We start from the raw sequence: 16,821 nt of genomic DNA, 5'->3' as shown, positions 1-16,821 counted from the left end.
ACATTCGCGCCAAAGCACCTGACAAAAGTACGTAAGGAACCACCATGCCCGCGCTAAACCTCGACACCGACCAAGACCGGATCGCCGAGCGCGTCAACGACCCGGACACGCTGTTCGTTGCGTGTCTGTGCGCGGAGTGGTGCGGAACCTGTCGCGAGTATCGGGACGCCTTCGACAAGCTGGCCGATCGGCACCCGGATATCTGTTTCGCATGGATAGACATCGAAACCCACGCGGACCGTTTCGACGATCTGGATGTCGAGAATTTCCCCACCATCCTGATCGAAGACTCGATCACGACACGTTTTTTCGGCACCGTATTGCCGCAAGCGGCAATCGTGGAGCGGATGTTGTCCGACCTGACGGCCGTGCCCGGCATCAGCGGTGCGCCGAAACTGCGACCCGCGCTGGCGGTGGCCTGAACGTAGCGCCGGCCGTCCAGCCTTGCGGCACGGACGTTGCGGGCGGTGCACCGCGCGTTTGCCGCAGCTTGCCCGATTACCAGGCGCGCAATTATGATGGCGCGCTTTTCATGCACTTGACACGCCGCTTTCACGGCGTGTGCTATAAAGCGGTCGTTATTGGGTCGCAAAGGTCGCAAACGAGGGTCGCGCTGGAGAAAGCGCACTCAAGGCCATCAACCCTGATCTACCAACCTCACATCGAGTCATGTCCAAAGCACTGATCATCGCCGAAAAGCCTTCCGTCGCGAACGACATCGCGCGCGCTTTGGGCGGCTTTACCAAGCATGACGAATACTACGAAAGCGACGAGTACGTCCTTTCCTCGGCAGTCGGCCATCTGCTGGAAATCGCCGCGCCCGAAGACTACGAAGTCAAACGCGGCAAGTGGAGTTTCGCCAATCTGCCTGTCATTCCGCCGCATTTCGATCTCAATCCGATCGCCAAGAGCGAGTCGCGCCTGAAGGTGCTGACCAAGCTGCTCAAGCGCAAGGATGTCGACCGCCTGATCAACGCATGCGACGCGGGGCGCGAGGGCGAGCTGATTTTCCGCCTGATCGCGCAGCACGCGAAAGCCAAGCAGCCGGTGCAACGCCTGTGGCTGCAATCCATGACGCCGGCTGCGATCCGCGACGGCTTCGCTCGTCTGCGTAGCGACGAGGAAATGCAGCCGCTCGCCGACGCGGCGCGCTGCCGTTCGGAAGCGGACTGGCTGGTCGGCATCAACGGCACGCGCGCAATGACCGCATTCAACAGCAAGGGCGGCGGCTTCTTCCTGACCACGGTCGGGCGGGTGCAGACGCCCACGCTGTCGATCGTCGTGGAGCGCGAAGAGAAAATTCGCCGCTTCGTGCCGCGCGACTATTGGGAAGTGAAAGCGGACTTCGTCTGCGCGGCCGGCTTTTACGAAGGCCGCTGGTTCGATCCGAAATTCAAGCGCGACGAGTTCGACCCGGAGAAACGCGATTCGCGTCTGTGGGCGCTGCCCGCGGCCGAGACCATCGTCGCCGCCTGCCGCGGCCAGATCGGCACGGTAACGGAAGAATCCAAGCCGTCCACGCAACTGTCGCCGGCGCTGTTCGATTTGACCAGCTTGCAGCGCGAGGCCAACGGCCGCTTTGGCTTCTCGGCGAAGAACACGTTGGGTCTCGCCCAGGCGCTGTACGAAAAGCACAAGGTGCTGACCTATCCCCGGACCGACGCTCGCGCGCTGCCGGAAGACTATATGGATACGGTCAAGCAGACGCTCGGCATGCTCAAGGAGAGCAACAACTATCTGCCGTTCGCCAAGCAGGTGCTCGACAAGGGCTGGGTGAAACCGAACAAGCGCATCTTCGACAACTCGAAGATCAGCGATCACTTCGCAATCATCCCGACGCTGCAAGCGCCGAAGAATCTGTCCGAGCCGGAACAGAAGCTCTACGACCTGGTCGTGAAGCGCTTCCTCTCGGTGTTCTTCCCGGCCGCCGAATTCAAGGTGACGACGCGGATCACGGAAGTGGTCGGCCATCACTTCAAGACGGAAGGCAAGGTGCTGGTGGAGCCGGGATGGCTGCAAATCTACGGTCGTGAAATCAGCGGCGAAGACGCGAACCTCGTGCCGGTGCAGAAGGACGAAAAGGTCAAGACCGACAAGATCGCCGCCCAGCAACTGGTGACGAAGCCGCCCGCACGCTACAACGAAGCGACCTTGCTGTCGGCCATGGAAGGCGCGGGCAAGCTGGTCGAGGACGACGAACTGCGCGAAGCCATGGCGGCCAAAGGCCTCGGCACGCCGGCCACGCGCGCCGCCATCATCGAAGGTCTGCTCGGTGAAAAGTATCTGATCCGCGAAGGCCGCGATCTGATTCCGACCGCCAAGGCCTTCCAGCTGATGACGCTATTGCGCGGCCTCGGCGTGAAGGAACTGACCGCGCCGGAATTGACCGGCGAATGGGAGTACAAGCTCTCGCAGATGGAGCGGGGCAACCTGCCGCGCGACGCGTTCATGCAGGAAATTGCCCGCATGACGCAAACCATCGTCAAGCGCGCGAAGGAATACGATTCCGACACGATTCCCGGCGATTACGCCACGTTGCAAACACCGTGTCCGAATTGCGGCGGTCAGGTGAAGGAAAACTACCGGCGCTTTGCCTGCTCGAAATGCGAGTTCTCGATTTCGAAGATTCCGGGCGGACGTCAGTTCGAGATTCCCGAAGTCGAGGAGTTGTTGCAGAACAAGACGATCGGACCACTCTCTGGTTTCCGCAGCAAGATGGGCCGGCCCTTCTCGGCAATCCTGAAGCTGTCGCTCGACGACGAAATCAAGAACTACAAGCTGGAGTTTGATTTCGGCCAGGATTCAGGCGGCGAAGATGGGGAACCGCCGGACTTCTCCGATCAACAACCGGTCGGCGCATGCCCGAAATGCAAGGGGCACGTGTTCGAGCATGGCATGAGCTATGTCTGCGAGAACTCGGTCGCCAATCCGAAGACTTGCGACTTCCGCTCGGGCAAGGTCATTCTGCAGCAGGAAATTGCCCGCGAGCAGATGTCCAAGCTGCTCGAAGAGGGGCGCACCGATCTGCTGACGAACTTCAAGTCGTCGCGCACAGGCCGCAACTTCAAGGCGTTCCTCGTCAAGCAGAACGACGGCAAGATCGGCTTTGAGTTCGAGAAGAAAGAGCCGTCCGCCAAAACGGCTGCGAAGGCGGCAGCGGCAAAGTCGGCTGCCGACGCCGCGACGGAGTCGGATGACGAAGAAGCGCAGGTCGCGGTGAAGACCGCGCCCGCGGCCAAAAAAGCGGCGGCTAAAAAGGCATCCGCGACCAAAACCGCGGCTGCAAAGAAGGCACCGGCGAAGAAAGCGGTGGCTCGAAAGACGGGCTCGTGATTCAAAAACCTGTGGCCGGGAGATCTTGAACTGCCGGCCGCCATCGTGCGTGCCCACGAAAAAAGGCGCAGTCACTTCACGTGACTGCGCCTTTTTCATTTTGCGTGCCGGGAAGCGCTACCGTCCCCATCGCCCCACCGCTTACAGCCGCGACAAAACCGTCGTCCTCGGACGATTCGTGGTCTTTGCCAAAGTGCTTGGCACCGGCGATAACTCGCTATCCAGGAGGCGTGAGAGCGGCTCAGCGCCGTCGAACGCTTCCGGCGGCATGGAGTCCGCCGAATCGAGCGCCCCGGACGTGGCAGGCCGGCCAAGGCCGTCCTTGATCCACTGTTCGCCGAGCAAGCTGTTCGGTGTCTGGCTGAAATGCTCGACCAGATGGTCGATGAACGTACGCACCTTCGCCGGCAAGTGACGACGGCTGGGATACGCAATGTTGATCTCCACCTGCGGCAGACGGTAGTCGCCGAGCAGACGCACGAGCCTGCCGCGTGTCATATCGCGGCCGATCAGATAGCTCGGCAGGATTGCGATGCCCATGCCAAGCAACGCAAATTGCCGCAACATTTCCGTGTTGTTGGCCACGATCACGTTCGACGGCCGCACCCGTACTTCGCCTTCCGGGCCGGTAAACACCCGCTCGTCGCCCCAGTACTCGGACGGCAGGCTCAGGCACGGATGCTCCAGCAGATGCTCGGGACGCGTCGGCGTGCCGTGCTTCTCCAGATAGGCCGGCGTGGCGCACACGGTCATGCAGCCGGTGGTCAGACGCCGCGTGACGATGCTTGCGCTGCGCATCTGCCGTGCGATCACCACGCCCACGTCGAAGCCTTCTTCGACCAGATCGACCTGGCGGTCGACCAGCGTGACATCGGGAATGACTTTCGGATAGCGCTCGGCGTACGTCTGCAGCACGGGCGCGAGGTTATGCAGGCCGAACACGACCGGTGCGACGATTCGCAACGTGCCGACCGGCTCGTGATTTCGCGCGACCACCATCTGCTCGACGTCTTCCAGTTCGTCGAGGATCTGGCGCGCACGCTCGAGATAAACCTGGCCGGATTCGGTCAGAGACAAACTGCGGGTGGTTCGATTGAGCAACCGCGTACCCAGACGCCCTTCGAGATCGGCAACGTGACGGGTGGCAACTGCGTTGGAAATATCCATCGCGCTCGCAGCGCGGGCGAAACTGCCGAGATCCGCCACTTTGACGAAAACTCGCATCGACTGCAAATGATCCATATAACGACTCCTGCCGTATTGCTGCTTCCTGACAATTAGTGAAAACCAGTGAAGCGGAACCTGGAATTCTCCTACGACTCCCGAAATCGTGCAGAAGTTGCCCGCGAAAGCGGAAATTTTGTCGGTTTTCGTGCCACTGTATTCCCCAACGTAGGGCATGGGCGCCGATTGTTCCGGATCAGGAAACAATGTGCTGCAATGCAGCTTGAACGGGCTTTTTTGTTCGAACAGCCGGCAGGGCTGCTTCGCTACTGTCCAAAGGCAAAAAATGACGCTTGAACGGCAAGACCCAAAAGAAAAACCGCCCGGAGGCGGCTTTGTCTGAAGCGAACGCTCACATGATCAGGCGATGAACTTGCCTTCCAGGGCACGTTTTGCTTGCGCCAGCGCTGGCGGCAGACCATGTTGCAGCGTGTCAAAGAGTTCGGCATGCAGCGCGAGTTCGTCGCGCCAGGCTTTATCGTCCACGGAAATCACCTGGCGGAACTGCTCGCGACTGAAATCAAGGCCGCTCCAGTCGATGTCCTCGTAATGCGGCGATACGCCGAACGCATGCTCCTCGCCTTGAGCCGTGCCTTCTATGCGGCCGACCATCCAGCTCAACACCCGCATGTTCTCGCCGAATCCGGGCCAGACGAACTTGCCGTCCTCGCCCTTGCGGAACCAGTTGACGCAAAAGATTTTCGGCAGCTTCGCGTTCAACTGCTCCAGACGCTCGCCGGTTTTCAGCCAGTGGCCGAAGTAGTCGCTCATGTTGTAGCCGCAGAACGGCAGCATCGCGAACGGGTCGCGGCGCACCACGCCCTGCTGGCCCGCGGCGGCGGCGGTTGTCTCGGAGCCCATGGTCGCCGCCATGTAGACGCCCTCGACCCAGTTGCGCGCTTCGGTGACGAGCGGCACGGTGGTGGAACGGCGGCCGCCGAAAATGAACGCGTCGATCGCGACACCCGCCGGATTTTCCCACTCGGGATCGATCGACGGACATTGCGCGGCCGGCGCCGTGAAGCGCGCGTTCGGATGCGCCGCCTTGCGCCCGCTCTCCTTCGCGCCGGCCGGCGTCCAGTCCTTGCCCTGCCAGTCGATCAGGTGCGCGGGCGGCTCGTCGGTCATGCCTTCCCACCACACATCGCCGTCGTCGGTGAGCGCGACGTTCGTGAAGATCACGTTCTCCTTCAACGTCGCCATCGCATTGAAGTTGGTCTTTTCGCTTGTGCCCGGCGCCACGCCGAAGTAGCCGGCTTCCGGATTGATCGCGTACAGGCGGCCGTCCTTGCCCGGCTTGATCCATGCAATGTCGTCGCCGATCGTGGAGATTTTCCAGCCGTTCAGCCCTTGCGGCGGAATCAGCATCGCGAAGTTGGTCTTGCCGCAGGCCGAGGGAAACGCGGCCGCGACGTGATGCTTGCGCCCTTCCGGCGACGTCACACCAAGAATCAGCATATGTTCGGCGAGCCAGCCCTGGTCGCGGCCCATGGTCGACGCGATGCGCAGCGCGAAGCACTTCTTGCCGAGCAGCGCATTGCCGCCATAGCCGGACCCATAGCTCCAGATTTCGCGCGATTCGGGGAAGTGAACGATGTATTTCGTCGAATTGCACGGCCATGGCACATCTTTCGCACCTGCCGCGAGCGGCGCGCCGACCGAATGCACGCACGGCACGAAGTCGCCGTTTTCACCGAGAACCTCGTACACCTTGCGGCCCATGCGCGTCATGATGCGCATGTTCGTCACCACGTAGGGGCTATCGCTCAACTCCACACCGATATGCGCGATCGGTGAGCCGAGCGGGCCCATCGAGAACGGCACCACGTACATCGTGCGGCCGCGCATGGCGCCGTCGAACAGACCGTCGAGCGTGGTTCGCATCTCGGCCGGTGCAACCCAGTTATTGGTGGGACCGGCGTCTTCCGGGCGCTGCGAGCAGATGAAGGTGCGGTCTTCGACGCGCGCCACGTCCGAGGGATCGGACCATGCCAGATAAGAGTTGGGGCGTTTGGCGGGATTGAGCTTCTTGAGGGTGCCTGCTTCGACCATTTGCGCGCAGAGGCGGTCGTATTCTTCCTGGGAGCCGTCACACCAGACGATCCTGGCGGGCTTGGCAATGGCGGCAATGCGCTGAACCCAGTCGATCAGCTTTCGGTGTTTGACCCACGCGGGCGCCTCGACGGTGGGCTGTCCTTCGAATGAGGGATGATTCATCGACCTGTCTCCGTTATGAAAGCAAAAGAAAACGGTACAAGCCCAGTGACGCTGCATGCGAGAGGCGTCCAATTCATCGCGTCGACGTTTCCACCACTCGACGCGCAATTGTGCAGGTCATCATGGGCTACACAGCTTGTTGGGCGGAAGCGCCTACCGGCGGCCTTCTGCAACCGTCTGTAAAGCGGCTTGCCTCAACACGCAACAAACTGTTAAAAACGATATCAATCGACCTTTGACGTGGCACTGCCGTTCTTGGCGACAGCTTCTACGTTAAGGCATCCAGCCAGACCAGCATGTGACCCAAGTCACATGCTGGGACAGTCAGCATAACACTCCGTTCCGCACCGCTATGGTGCGTCGCAAGACACATACCATGAAGATTGCCATCCTCGACGATTACCAGGACGCCGTTCGCAAGCTCGACTGTTTTCAACTGCTGGCCGACCATGAGGTCAAGGTTTTCAACAACACCGTGCGCGGTCTCGGCCAATTGGCGAGTCGTCTTTCCGAAGTCGACGCGCTTGTTCTGATTCGCGAACGGACCCGCATCAACTCGCAACTGCTCGATAAACTGCCGCGTCTGCGCATGATCAGCCAAACCGGCAAGGTGTCCAGCCACATCGATCTGCCGGCATGCACGGAGCGCGGTATCGCCGTGCTGGAAGGCAGCGGTTCGCCATTCGCGCCGGCCGAGCTGACGTGGGCACTCATCATGGCGGCGCAACGGCGAATTCCGCAATACGTGGCAAACCTTAAGCAAGGAGCCTGGCAGCAATCCGGTTTGAAGACGTCCGCGTTGCCGCCGAACTTCGGCTTGGGCCAGGTGCTGCGCGGTCAGACGCTCGGAATCTGGGGCTACGGCAAGATCGGCCGGCTGGTTGCGGGCTACGGTAAGGCGTTCGGCATGAACGTGCTGATCTGGGGCCGCGAGCATTCGCGCGAAGCGGCGCGCGCCGACGGCTACGGCGTGGCCGAGAGCCGCGAGGCGCTATTCGAGCAGAGCGACGTGCTGTCGCTGCATCTGCGTCTGCATGACGACACGCGCGGCATCGTCAAGCAGGAAGACTTGATGCGGATGAAGCCGACCGCGTTGCTCGTCAACACGAGCCGGGCCGAGCTGCTCGACGAAAATGCGCTGGTCAACGCGCTGTCGCACAACCGCCCGGGAATGGTCGCAATCGACGTCTACGAAAGCGAGCCGATTCTGCAGGGCTATAGCCTGCTGCGCATGGAAAACGTGATCTGCACGCCGCACATCGGCTATGTCGAACGCGAAAGCTACGAGCAGTACTTCACCGCGGCGTTCAACAACATTCTGGCTTTCGACGCTGGCGATACGGCCAGTGTGGCGAATCCCGAAGCGTTGCAGGGTGGACGGCGGCGCTGAGCGTCGAGCGCTCGTCAAGGGGCGTTGTTCGCGAAGCGGTTCGTTTGGTTTGGCGCGGCGCGGTTCTCCCGCTCGCTGTGCTAAAACAACGCCGCCGGCTCAACGCACTTCGTGCGAGCCGGCTTCCAGAAGATCGGGCATGCGTTCGAGGAAAGCCTCGCCATCGACGCGCCCCAGGTTGTACGCGTGCACCATCTGCGAGGGGCTCGTGTAATCCCAGCTCGAAATCGGCACCTTGCGCGATGGCTGCACATAGAGCCGTTGCTGCACGCCGTGCGGCACGACGAACATCTGCGGCCGCGGATAAAGACGCGTGACCATCACCAGCACGTTGCCTGGCGCATCGGCATCGAGCGCGCCGACCGGCACGTTGTCCACCATTCCGCCGTCCAGCACCGGCCGGCCATTGCGCCGAAGAACGGGTGTAAACGGCGGCGTACTCGACGATTGCAGAATCAGATCCGCGAGATCCTCGACGGTCGCGCAATCCTGCGCGCGCACGAATTCCGGATGAAAACCGAGCGTCTGACCCAGCGTGGGATGCAGCGTCTTGCGTACGTATTTTTCGATGTTGTACGCGATGAGACCCGCGGCGACCGCGCTGCGCGCGCCGAGCCAACGCGGCAGATGCGACACGCCGATGCGGATTTCCGGGGCATCGGCGAGCGCCGAAAATTTGTCGCCGTAGATGTCGAGCAGCGCCTGCCGGTAGATGCGGTAATGCGGAAACACGGACTCGCCCCGCAGCAGATTGCCCCAATAGGCGTTGCGGGTGTTGTGGCGCAACGCGTTTTCGTAATAGCGCATGACCCAATCGGAATCGCGCGTGTAGAGCATGCACGCGGTGGCGGCGCCGGCGGAAATGCCGGCAATGACGCGTGGGCGGATGTGCAAGGCCGGTTGCGCCACGTCCCAGAAACCCGCCTGCCACCAGCAGCGATTGCCGCCGCCTGCGAATACGACCTGATCGAACATCCTGGCTTTCCCTTTGATGCGGCTCGCGGCCGCGCTCTAGTCGAGCAGCGCGTAGGTGGTGGTGGCGTGGACGGCCATGTTGCCCGCTTCGTCGAACAATTCGACTTCGCCGAACACCAGATTGCGGCCCATGCGGAGCACGCGCGCGGTGATGAGCACGTCGCCGTTGCGGACCGCGCGCATGAAATTGATGTTGAGCGAGACGGTGCTCATCGGCTTGAAGCCGCCGAGCGCGGCGGAAATGGCGACGATCATCGCGGTATCGGCGGCGGCCATGAAGACCTGGCCGCAGATCACGCCGCCCGAATGGCGAAATCCACCAGAAAACGGCAGGCGCAGCGTCGCGCCGGCGTCGTCGACCTTGACCGGAGCCAGGGTGAGCGCGCGGACCCACGGCGCGAGGATGCGGTCGAGCAGATCGATAATCTCTTTGTCATCCATTGCAGCCAGCCTCCGGTCGAAAGCGCGCGACGCTTCGCGCGGCACGTGTCCGCGACATGATACCGGGACGCTGAACGCGGCGCGTTGTCGGTGGATGTTGGTCGGCCGAGGGGTTAGTCGAGTCGGTCAGGGCGAATATTTTTTTAAGAAATCTGCGAGGGGGACTTGGCAAGCTCGCGAAATTTCTGCATAATTTCGCTTCTGTTGGGGGCGTTAGCTCAGTTGGTAGAGCAGCGGACTCTTAATCCGTAGGTCGAGTGTTCGAGTCACTCACGCCCCACCAAAGATATCAAGCAAAAAGCCCGGTCCTCGTGACCGGGCTTTTTGCTTTCCGTATCCCCTGCCGAAAGAGTGCAGGTGTTTCCAGCCAAGCCAGACCAACAAGCTTATGGACCGAGACTCACCCGCCAGGCGCGTCTCCAGCAAAACCGGCAAACGCGGTCCATCTCCAGTTCGCCTACGCCGCCCCCACCGCCTCGAGAAACGACAGCAGCCTGCGATTACTCTCCTCGATACCGTAATGCGCCGCCTGCGTCCGGGCCCGAGCGCTCAATGCCTCGCGAGTCCGGCGGTCCGTCAACAGCCGCTCGATCGCATCCGCCATCGCACGGACATTGCCCACCGGCACGAGAGCGCCGGCTCTTCCACCATCGAGAATCTCGCGCGGCCCGGTCGGACAATCGGTCGCGACGATTGCCTTGCCGATTGCCAGGGCTTCCAGCAACACCATCGGCATCCCCTCGTATTTCGAGCTCAAAACCAGTAAGGATGCGCCTGCCACGATGGGGTGCGGATTGTCTTGCTGGCCCACGAAATGCACCCGTTCGCGCACACCCAGTTCGCGCGCCAGGCTCTCCAGTTCCTCGCGATGGGCGCCGTTCCCGACAATGACCAGATGCTCGGCAACGGTACCTCGCCGCGCCAGTTCGGCATACGCGCGCAATAGCGTTCGATGATCCTTCTGAACCTCATCGAGACGCGCGACGGAAACGATGTAGGGCGCGCCATCGGGCGTCACCTGAGTGTCGCTGTGGCGCGCCGAGGCGCGCTCGTGGATCGATTCAATATCGATGGCGTTCGGCAAGACAATCACTCGCTCCAACTTGCCCTCGAAAATCCGCGTCGCCTCGTCGGCCATATGCTGGTTCAACGCGGCAACGCCGTGATAACGCCGGTACTGGGTCAGCAGACGCTGGATCTTGCGATGCCGGCCGCCGAGACGCGCGTCGAAGCTGAAGTGATTGACGCCCAGCCACGCGACGTCGAAGCGGCCGGAAAGCCGACGCAAGGACATGTCGAAGTCGACGATAACGTCCACGCCATGCGCAAGCCGTGCCGCCCGCTTTGCCACATGCGGACGCACCGCCAACGTATTGTGGACGTCGCGCGCGATGCGCCCCAGTTTGCCGAGACGCCGCCCGTATCGCTTCGACTGGAAATATCCGAGCCACGGACGATCCACGAGGACTTCCACGTCCACATCGGGCGGGATCAGCGCGCGAAAGCGATTTTCGAATGCCGGCGACGTGTGCATCACCGATAGCGAGACTTTGAAGCGGGTTCGGTCGAGAATCCTCAGCCACTGGATCAGCGAAGATTCGATACCGCCGTCGTTGAAATCCGTGATGTGGAAGAGAACGCGGATACGTTGGTGGTTCTCAGATGGAGATTCGATATTGGACATGCACTCGTGTTTCTTGAAGTTCTCGCAACCGGGGCCGCTAATCATCGGTGTGTAGTTGTTATTGGAGAACCCGCCGTCTATTGGTCCATTCGGGGCTGCCGCATGGCGGGATATTGGACTTCCCGCCGACGCGTCCCAGCAGAAAACCATGGGTGAGATCGGTACTGATCTTACTTTATTATCGGCCCGGTCCCGGCATTCTTGAATGTGCCGCGGCGATTACCGGTGAGGTTACCAAACTCTTGATTATTGGGGCAACCGCCGGAGATGAACCCATCCGCATTTTCGTGTGCGCGGCGGTTTAGAAATCGTTATCCGCGGTCTCGCGCTCCATCATCACAACACCTTCAACCCCGCATGCACGAACAGCAGTAAATCATCAAACTGAGTAATGAGTTCGAAGCTCAAAAGAAACGCGAACGTATATCCCGGCGCGGGAAACATCTGCATCCGCCGCAAAATCGGCGCGGCGAAACGCACCCTCACGGCGTCCCGTGTCGCGAGATAAGTCGAAACCATGCCGAGCGCCATTCCGGCGAGTATGTCGGTCGGATAATGCAGTCCGAGATAAACCCGCGGCAGGCAGATGAAAACCGCCGTATAGAGCAGCGCAAGCGTGCCGACGCGCCGATTGATCAGAAAGATTCCGATTGCGATAGCCGTCCACAGCATCGCGTGATCGCTGGGAAATGAACTCCACGTGCGCACGATCGCGTCTTGCAGACCAACCGCCGGAAAGTTCAGATGCAGGTCCGGGTCATAAAGCGGCCGCTCGCGGAAAGGCAATGAGGCGGCGAGGAGCCGGCCCGCGGCGAGCGAGGCGAGGCCGCTCGCGACGGTCGCGATGATCATCTCGCGCTTCCACCCCGTGCGCTCGCTGCGGCCGAACCACATCCACCACAACACGGGGACGAGCACGAAGCCTTTGAAACTGGCCTGACCCGCAATCACCCTGATGATGTGATTGATCGTCGCCGACTGAAAAGCGTGTTGCGTGAGGAAAACCTGCACCGCCGTATCGAAACTGTTCATCTCAACGCATCCACTTCGAATGTCGATTTCTTCCCGCGAGGGCGGCCACATCTTCCGATGCGGATGCCGTCTGTCGGGGTTTGCATGCCCTTAAGAAGCAAAAAAGACGCGCCGTCAAAACCCGCACGGCACGCCGTTCTAATCGGGGAAGCGCGATCCCGTCAATGGAATCGCGCGGATCTCTCGTGAGCTCGAATAAGCCACGGATCGGAAATCGGCCGCGCAGGTTGATTGCGCGGCCGTCACCTGTTTCCTCAGCAGTTGCCCTTCTTCGCCTGTCCCGGCGGACAGAAGCCATTGCCCGGCCCGCCCTGATGGCCACCCTGCGGCACCACCACCACACCCGGCTGATCCGGCACATACAGCGCACATCCCCCGAGCAAGCTCGCGCTTGCGATCCAGATACACATCATTCTTGTCATGTTTCTCTCCAGGGAGGGAGCACGCTCCCTCCCGACTGCACTCGTTGATTATTAGAAGGCGAAGTTGACGTTCGCCTGATTCGTCGTCGTCACGTTGACCGCCGCGGATTGCGTCGCGCCAGTGATCGAGTCGGCTTCCGCTGTGTAAATCCCCGCCGACGCGGGCACCGCTGCCAGCGCGACCGGCAGGCTGCCCGAGTACGTTCCGGTAAGCGGCGCCGCAGCCGGCAGGTTCAGCGAATACGCGCCCGTATCCAGATTCGCGTTGGACGACGTGATCTCGTACGTCGCGGCACCGTCCGACTGCAGGGCCCTGACGATTGCCTGAGCGCTCACCGGCGTCACCGTGCCGCTAGCCGTACGCATGATCGAAGCAGGCAAGGTGATCGGCGCGCCCGACGTCGAAACAGCCGTCGACGAATTCACCACGACCGGCACGGATCGTACGATCCCCGTCGCGAAGTTGTTCTCGACGATCACGACATCGTAGCTACCGTTCGTCGAACTCTGCACCAGCGGCGTCAAGATGAACTGCCCGTTGGCATCCGCGACCGTGCCTTTGATGACATGGCCGTTCTGCTCGGCGTACACGGCCGCGCCTGCTTGCCCCGGCGCCACGTAGCCCGAGATCGTTCCGCTCACCACCGTGGGCGTGGCGGTCACGACCGGCTTCAGGCTGTAGGAGCCGTTACCCTTCTGCACGACCGATTTACACGCATTGAAATCGAGCACGAGGTCGACAAGCGTATTCGGCTGAACGGTGAACGGACGGATGATCTTGTAGCCGCTCTGAGCCGCGCTCGGCGTTGCCAGTGCCTGCTCGGCGCCACCGGTGGGCACCACCGAATTGGCGAGCGTGTTGCCCTGGTTTTGCGCCAGGACGAGGCGGATTTGCTGGTATTGCCCAGCGGGTAGCGCGGTCTGTCCGAGATCCGCCAGCACGCCGTTGGTGAGTGAAAGCAGATCGATTTTTTGCGGGCTTGCCAGCGTCACGTCGGACCAACCGGCGTCACTGTCACCCGCCTGCGCGTTCATATTGACCCGGACCTTCGAGACCGTCACGTAAACGTGATCGAACCCGCAGGACGGCGAGTCTGTCATGGCCACATGAAGCGTGCCGGCCGCACCGCCTGAACCTCCATCGCCTCCGCCGCATCCGGCCAGCATGACTGGGATAGCCAGCAAACCGATGCATGCCTTAAGTATCGTTTTCATGTTTGTTCCCCCAAGTTTTTGTGAATGAAGGATACAAAAAGGGGGGCACGGCCTTTTTAGAATTTGCAACGAAGCGTAACTTGTCCGCGAGCGTTCCGCGCTTGCACAGCGCAGCAACTTTGGCGTCAACGCTCTCATGGCGTGCAATGTCCCGGTCCTTGGCGACGTGACGAGCCACAGTCCGCCGCTGGTCGCCTGATCACGAAGTCCGCTCAACTTTCCTGCCGTGCACACAATTTGCAGAGGTCTGACGAGCGTCGGCGCGCGCCGCATGTTACAAAGAATTTCACGCCCTGTTGGCTGGCGGCATCGGCTTCGCGCGCCGCCATCGCTGAAAAGCAATTTCCTTCAATACAGTCCGTCTTGTTGCCCGCTACCGTTGAGCGTCGCCAATCCCGCGCACTCACGTATCGAGGCATCAGATGACCGTGTTACTTTCCATGGCCGCTTTCGCGCTGGCTTCGTCGATCACGCCGGGGCCGGTCAATGTCGTCGCGCTCAGCGCCGGCGCCCGGCACGGACTCGCCGCGAGCATGCGCCACGTTACCGGCGCGATCGTCGGCTTCACCTTGCTGCTTCTGCTCATCGGCCTGGGCCTGCATGAACTGCTCGCGCATTTCCCCGCTCTGATGAGCGCGGTCAAATGGGCGGGCGTCGCATTCCTGCTTTATATGGCCTACAAACTCGCCGTCGATAGCGGCCAGTTGGGCGCGGATAAACCGTCGCGCGGCCCGTCGTTCATGTACGGCGCGGCCATGCAATGGCTCAACCCGAAAGCATGGCTCGCGTCGCTCGCCGGCATGGGCGCCTATGCGGCCGACGGCGATGGTCGGCTCGTGTGGCAATTCACCGTCGTGTATTTAGTGATTTGTTACTTGTCGATTGCGAGCTGGGCCTATGCCGGCGCGTTCCTGCGACGCTACTTGCAGGAGTCGAAAAGCGTCAGGCTGTTCAATCGTGTGATGGCGGCATTGCTTGCGGCCAGCGCGTTGTACCTGCTGGCCGCGTGATGCGCCAGCCAGGGCGCCCGCATGCGGGCGCGTGCCTCAACTGCGATATTGCCCCGGCGTGGCCGCGACCAACCGCTTGAAGGTGCGCTGCAAATGCGCCTGGTCGGCGAAACCCGCGTCGAGCGCGACCTCCGCGATCAGACGACCGCGCCTGAGTTGCGCGCGGCTGTACTGAATACGCCGATTGATCTGATACGCGTGCGGCGTCATGCCGTAGCGCTGTTTAAAAGCGCGGATCAGATGCGAGGCGGACAACTCAGCGACCTTGCAGACGTCCTCGAGTTTTAGCGAACGCGTGCAGTTTGCCGCGATGAATTCCGCCGCCCGCGAGAGTTGCAGGCTCGTGTCGTGATCGGGCAAGGGCGCCGGGTTCAGCTTCTGTTGTACTTCAGAGAAGAACGTGACGGCCGCGCTTTCCTTGCGCATGGTTTCGGCCGTGCCGTCGACGAGAATCCCGTACAGCCGGTTCAAGCCGTCGAACAATGCGGCGTCAGTCGTCATGGTCTGCGAGAACGCCCGAAACGCGTGATTCTCGCTGAAGCCCAGTTCGTGCTGCAGCCGGTTGAGCCACGCGACATCGACATGCAGCATTCGATACGACCAGCGCTCGCCGGCCACCGGATTGCACGCATGCACGTCATCCGGATTCATCATGACGACCGCGCCCGCGCCGATCCATTCGCGCGCGCGGCGATTCACGTATACGCTGCGTCCGCCGGTAACCGCGCCGATCGAAAACGTTTCATGCGAATGTTTGGCGTAGCAGACTTCGCGGCCGTCGTCGATGGAACGCGCCTCGATGAACGGCAGCGCGTCACTGCGCCAGAACTTCGGCGCACGAGCGCTTTTGGTGTGGATTGCAGCCGTCGCCGCTCCGCTCATCTCGTTCATATGCGCTCTCCGGTTCTCAAGCAGACCTCGCCGCGGCGAAGCCCACGTATCGTAGCCGTCAAACGCACCGTCAACAAGCGAACTGGAGGAGAACGCATGCGGCGCGGCGCACCGCAACGTGCGGCGAAACTACTTCGCCGTCACGTCGATATTGCCGAGATATTTCGCGGCCAGCGTTTTCACCGTACCGTCGGCCTGCACCTTGGCGATTGCCGCGTTCAGCTGCTCACGCAGCGCCGTATCGCCCTTGCGAATCCCGTAGGCGATACCGCTGCCGAGAATCTTGTCGTCGCGCACCGGCTTGCCGACGAACGCGAAATCCTTGCCGCTGGGCTTCGACAGAAAACCCGTCTCACCTGCCGGCGCCAGCACGAGCGTCGCGTCGAGACGGCCCGCGACGAGGTCCGTATAAACCTGATTCTGGTCCTGATACGGCACGACGGTGACGCCCGCCGATTCCCAATGCGTCTTCGCGAAGGTTTCCTGAATCGACGCCTGCAATACGCCGACGCGTTTGCCCTTCAAGGATTCGGCGGCCGGCAGCAGACCGCTGTCGCGCCGCGCGATCAGTTGCGTCGGCACGCGATATACGACGGTGGTGAAATCGATGGCCTGGCGGCGTTGCTCGGTGGCGTTCATCGCCGAATTGATCGCGTCGAACTTGCGGCCTTGCAGCGCGGGAATCAACCCGTCGAACGAAGTCTCGACCCATTTGCAGGTCAAATGCGCGGCGGCGCACACCGCATTGCCGACGTCGATATCCAGCCCCTGCAATTCACCGTTCGGGCCTTTCGATTCGAACGGCGGATACTGCGCTTCGAGTCCGAAACGCAGCGTCGAGGTGTCGGCGGCTATCGCGACCGACGACGCCGCAAGCGACGTGAATGCGCACGTCAGCGCCAATAGCGGTTTGAGCAATTTCATGGCTGGTCCCTTTCTCTTCGATGTTGTTGTAGCGCCGTCGGGCAACGCGCCTGGCGTCACTGC

At 61.5% G+C, this 16,821-nt stretch carries 14 protein-coding genes and 1 tRNA gene; 5 read left to right on the top strand and 10 right to left on the bottom strand.

The window, feature by feature from the left end; translation table 11 throughout:
- Positions 1-44 precede the first annotated feature (44 nt).
- Both ACOCG7_RS31185 and ACOCG7_RS31180 read left to right on the top strand, forming a co-directional pair.
- Positions 45-422 (top strand): thioredoxin family protein, encoded by a 378-nt coding sequence (locus ACOCG7_RS31185; RefSeq protein WP_073430359.1) that lies wholly within the window; start codon positions 45-47, stop codon positions 420-422.
- A gap of 247 nt (positions 423-669) precedes the next feature.
- A complete protein-coding gene (locus ACOCG7_RS31180; protein ID WP_073430360.1) occupies positions 670-3,333 on the top strand; it encodes a DNA topoisomerase III in 2,664 nt (887 codons plus the stop codon).
- A 141-nt stretch (positions 3,334-3,474) separates the two neighbouring features.
- Here the strand turns inward: ACOCG7_RS31180 and ACOCG7_RS31175 are convergent, their stop codons facing one another.
- Positions 3,475-4,575, bottom strand: a complete 1,101-nt coding sequence (locus tag ACOCG7_RS31175; RefSeq protein WP_073430361.1) for a LysR family transcriptional regulator — start codon at positions 4,573-4,575, stop codon at positions 3,475-3,477.
- A gap of 342 nt (positions 4,576-4,917) precedes the next feature.
- Positions 4,918-6,774 (bottom strand): phosphoenolpyruvate carboxykinase (GTP), encoded by a 1,857-nt coding sequence (locus ACOCG7_RS31170; protein WP_073430362.1) that lies wholly within the window; start codon positions 6,772-6,774, stop codon positions 4,918-4,920.
- Positions 6,775-7,150: 376 nt separating this feature from the next.
- On the opposite strand from ACOCG7_RS31170, the gene ACOCG7_RS31165 reads away from it, so the two are divergent.
- Positions 7,151-8,164: a D-2-hydroxyacid dehydrogenase family protein gene (locus tag ACOCG7_RS31165; RefSeq protein ID WP_073430392.1), complete on the top strand. Its 1,014-nt coding sequence runs from the start codon at positions 7,151-7,153 to the stop codon at positions 8,162-8,164.
- 99 nt (positions 8,165-8,263) lie between these two features.
- Here ACOCG7_RS31165 and ACOCG7_RS31160 read toward each other — a convergent pair whose 3' ends face one another.
- Both ACOCG7_RS31160 and ACOCG7_RS31155 read right to left on the bottom strand, forming a co-directional pair.
- Positions 8,264-9,139, bottom strand: a complete 876-nt coding sequence (locus ACOCG7_RS31160; protein WP_073430363.1) for a patatin-like phospholipase family protein — start codon at positions 9,137-9,139, stop codon at positions 8,264-8,266.
- A gap of 36 nt (positions 9,140-9,175) precedes the next feature.
- Complete coding sequence (locus tag ACOCG7_RS31155; RefSeq protein WP_073430364.1) at positions 9,176-9,580, bottom strand: PaaI family thioesterase; 405 nt, start codon at positions 9,578-9,580, stop codon at positions 9,176-9,178.
- A gap of 207 nt (positions 9,581-9,787) precedes the next feature.
- On the opposite strand from ACOCG7_RS31155, the gene ACOCG7_RS31150 reads away from it, so the two are divergent.
- A tRNA-Lys gene (locus tag ACOCG7_RS31150) sits at positions 9,788-9,863 on the top strand.
- A 174-nt stretch (positions 9,864-10,037) separates the two neighbouring features.
- Here ACOCG7_RS31150 and ACOCG7_RS31145 read toward each other — a convergent pair.
- From ACOCG7_RS31145 to ACOCG7_RS31130, 4 genes are all read right to left on the bottom strand, one after another.
- Positions 10,038-10,898 carry a glycosyltransferase gene (locus ACOCG7_RS31145; protein ID WP_235004899.1) on the bottom strand — a complete coding sequence of 287 codons (861 nt, stop codon included), beginning with the start codon at positions 10,896-10,898 and terminating at the stop codon, positions 10,038-10,040.
- A gap of 702 nt (positions 10,899-11,600) precedes the next feature.
- On the bottom strand, positions 11,601-12,296 hold the full coding sequence (locus tag ACOCG7_RS31140; RefSeq protein ID WP_073430366.1) for a phosphatase PAP2 family protein: 696 nt from the start codon (positions 12,294-12,296) through the stop codon (positions 11,601-11,603).
- Positions 12,297-12,550: 254 nt separating this feature from the next.
- Entirely contained in the window at positions 12,551-12,718 is a 168-nt protein-coding gene (locus ACOCG7_RS31135) for a hypothetical protein (protein WP_167363294.1), read from the bottom strand.
- Between the two features lie 51 nt (positions 12,719-12,769).
- Positions 12,770-13,933: a DUF4382 domain-containing protein gene (locus tag ACOCG7_RS31130; protein WP_073430367.1), complete on the bottom strand. Its 1,164-nt coding sequence runs from the start codon at positions 13,931-13,933 to the stop codon at positions 12,770-12,772.
- A gap of 422 nt (positions 13,934-14,355) precedes the next feature.
- Between ACOCG7_RS31130 and ACOCG7_RS31125 the strand changes: the two genes are divergently transcribed.
- Entirely contained in the window at positions 14,356-14,943 is a 588-nt protein-coding gene (locus tag ACOCG7_RS31125; RefSeq protein WP_073430368.1) for a LysE family translocator, read from the top strand.
- A gap of 36 nt (positions 14,944-14,979) precedes the next feature.
- On the opposite strand, the gene ACOCG7_RS31120 is transcribed toward ACOCG7_RS31125, so the two are convergent.
- Together ACOCG7_RS31120 and ACOCG7_RS31115 are read right to left on the bottom strand one after the other, a co-directional pair.
- Positions 14,980-15,834 (bottom strand): AraC family transcriptional regulator, encoded by an 855-nt coding sequence (locus ACOCG7_RS31120; protein ID WP_090518803.1) that lies wholly within the window; start codon positions 15,832-15,834, stop codon positions 14,980-14,982.
- 129 nt (positions 15,835-15,963) lie between these two features.
- Positions 15,964-16,758 (bottom strand): ABC transporter substrate-binding protein, encoded by a 795-nt coding sequence (locus tag ACOCG7_RS31115; protein ID WP_073430369.1) that lies wholly within the window; start codon positions 16,756-16,758, stop codon positions 15,964-15,966.
- Between the last annotated feature and the right edge of the window lie 63 nt (positions 16,759-16,821).

It is taken from the genome of Paraburkholderia sp. DD10 (genome assembly GCF_049177125.1).
Classification (GTDB): Bacteria; Pseudomonadota; Gammaproteobacteria; order Burkholderiales; family Burkholderiaceae; genus Paraburkholderia; species Paraburkholderia terricola.
Note: the sequence above shows the minus strand (reverse complement) of the source record. Positions and strands in the feature narration are given on the sequence as shown.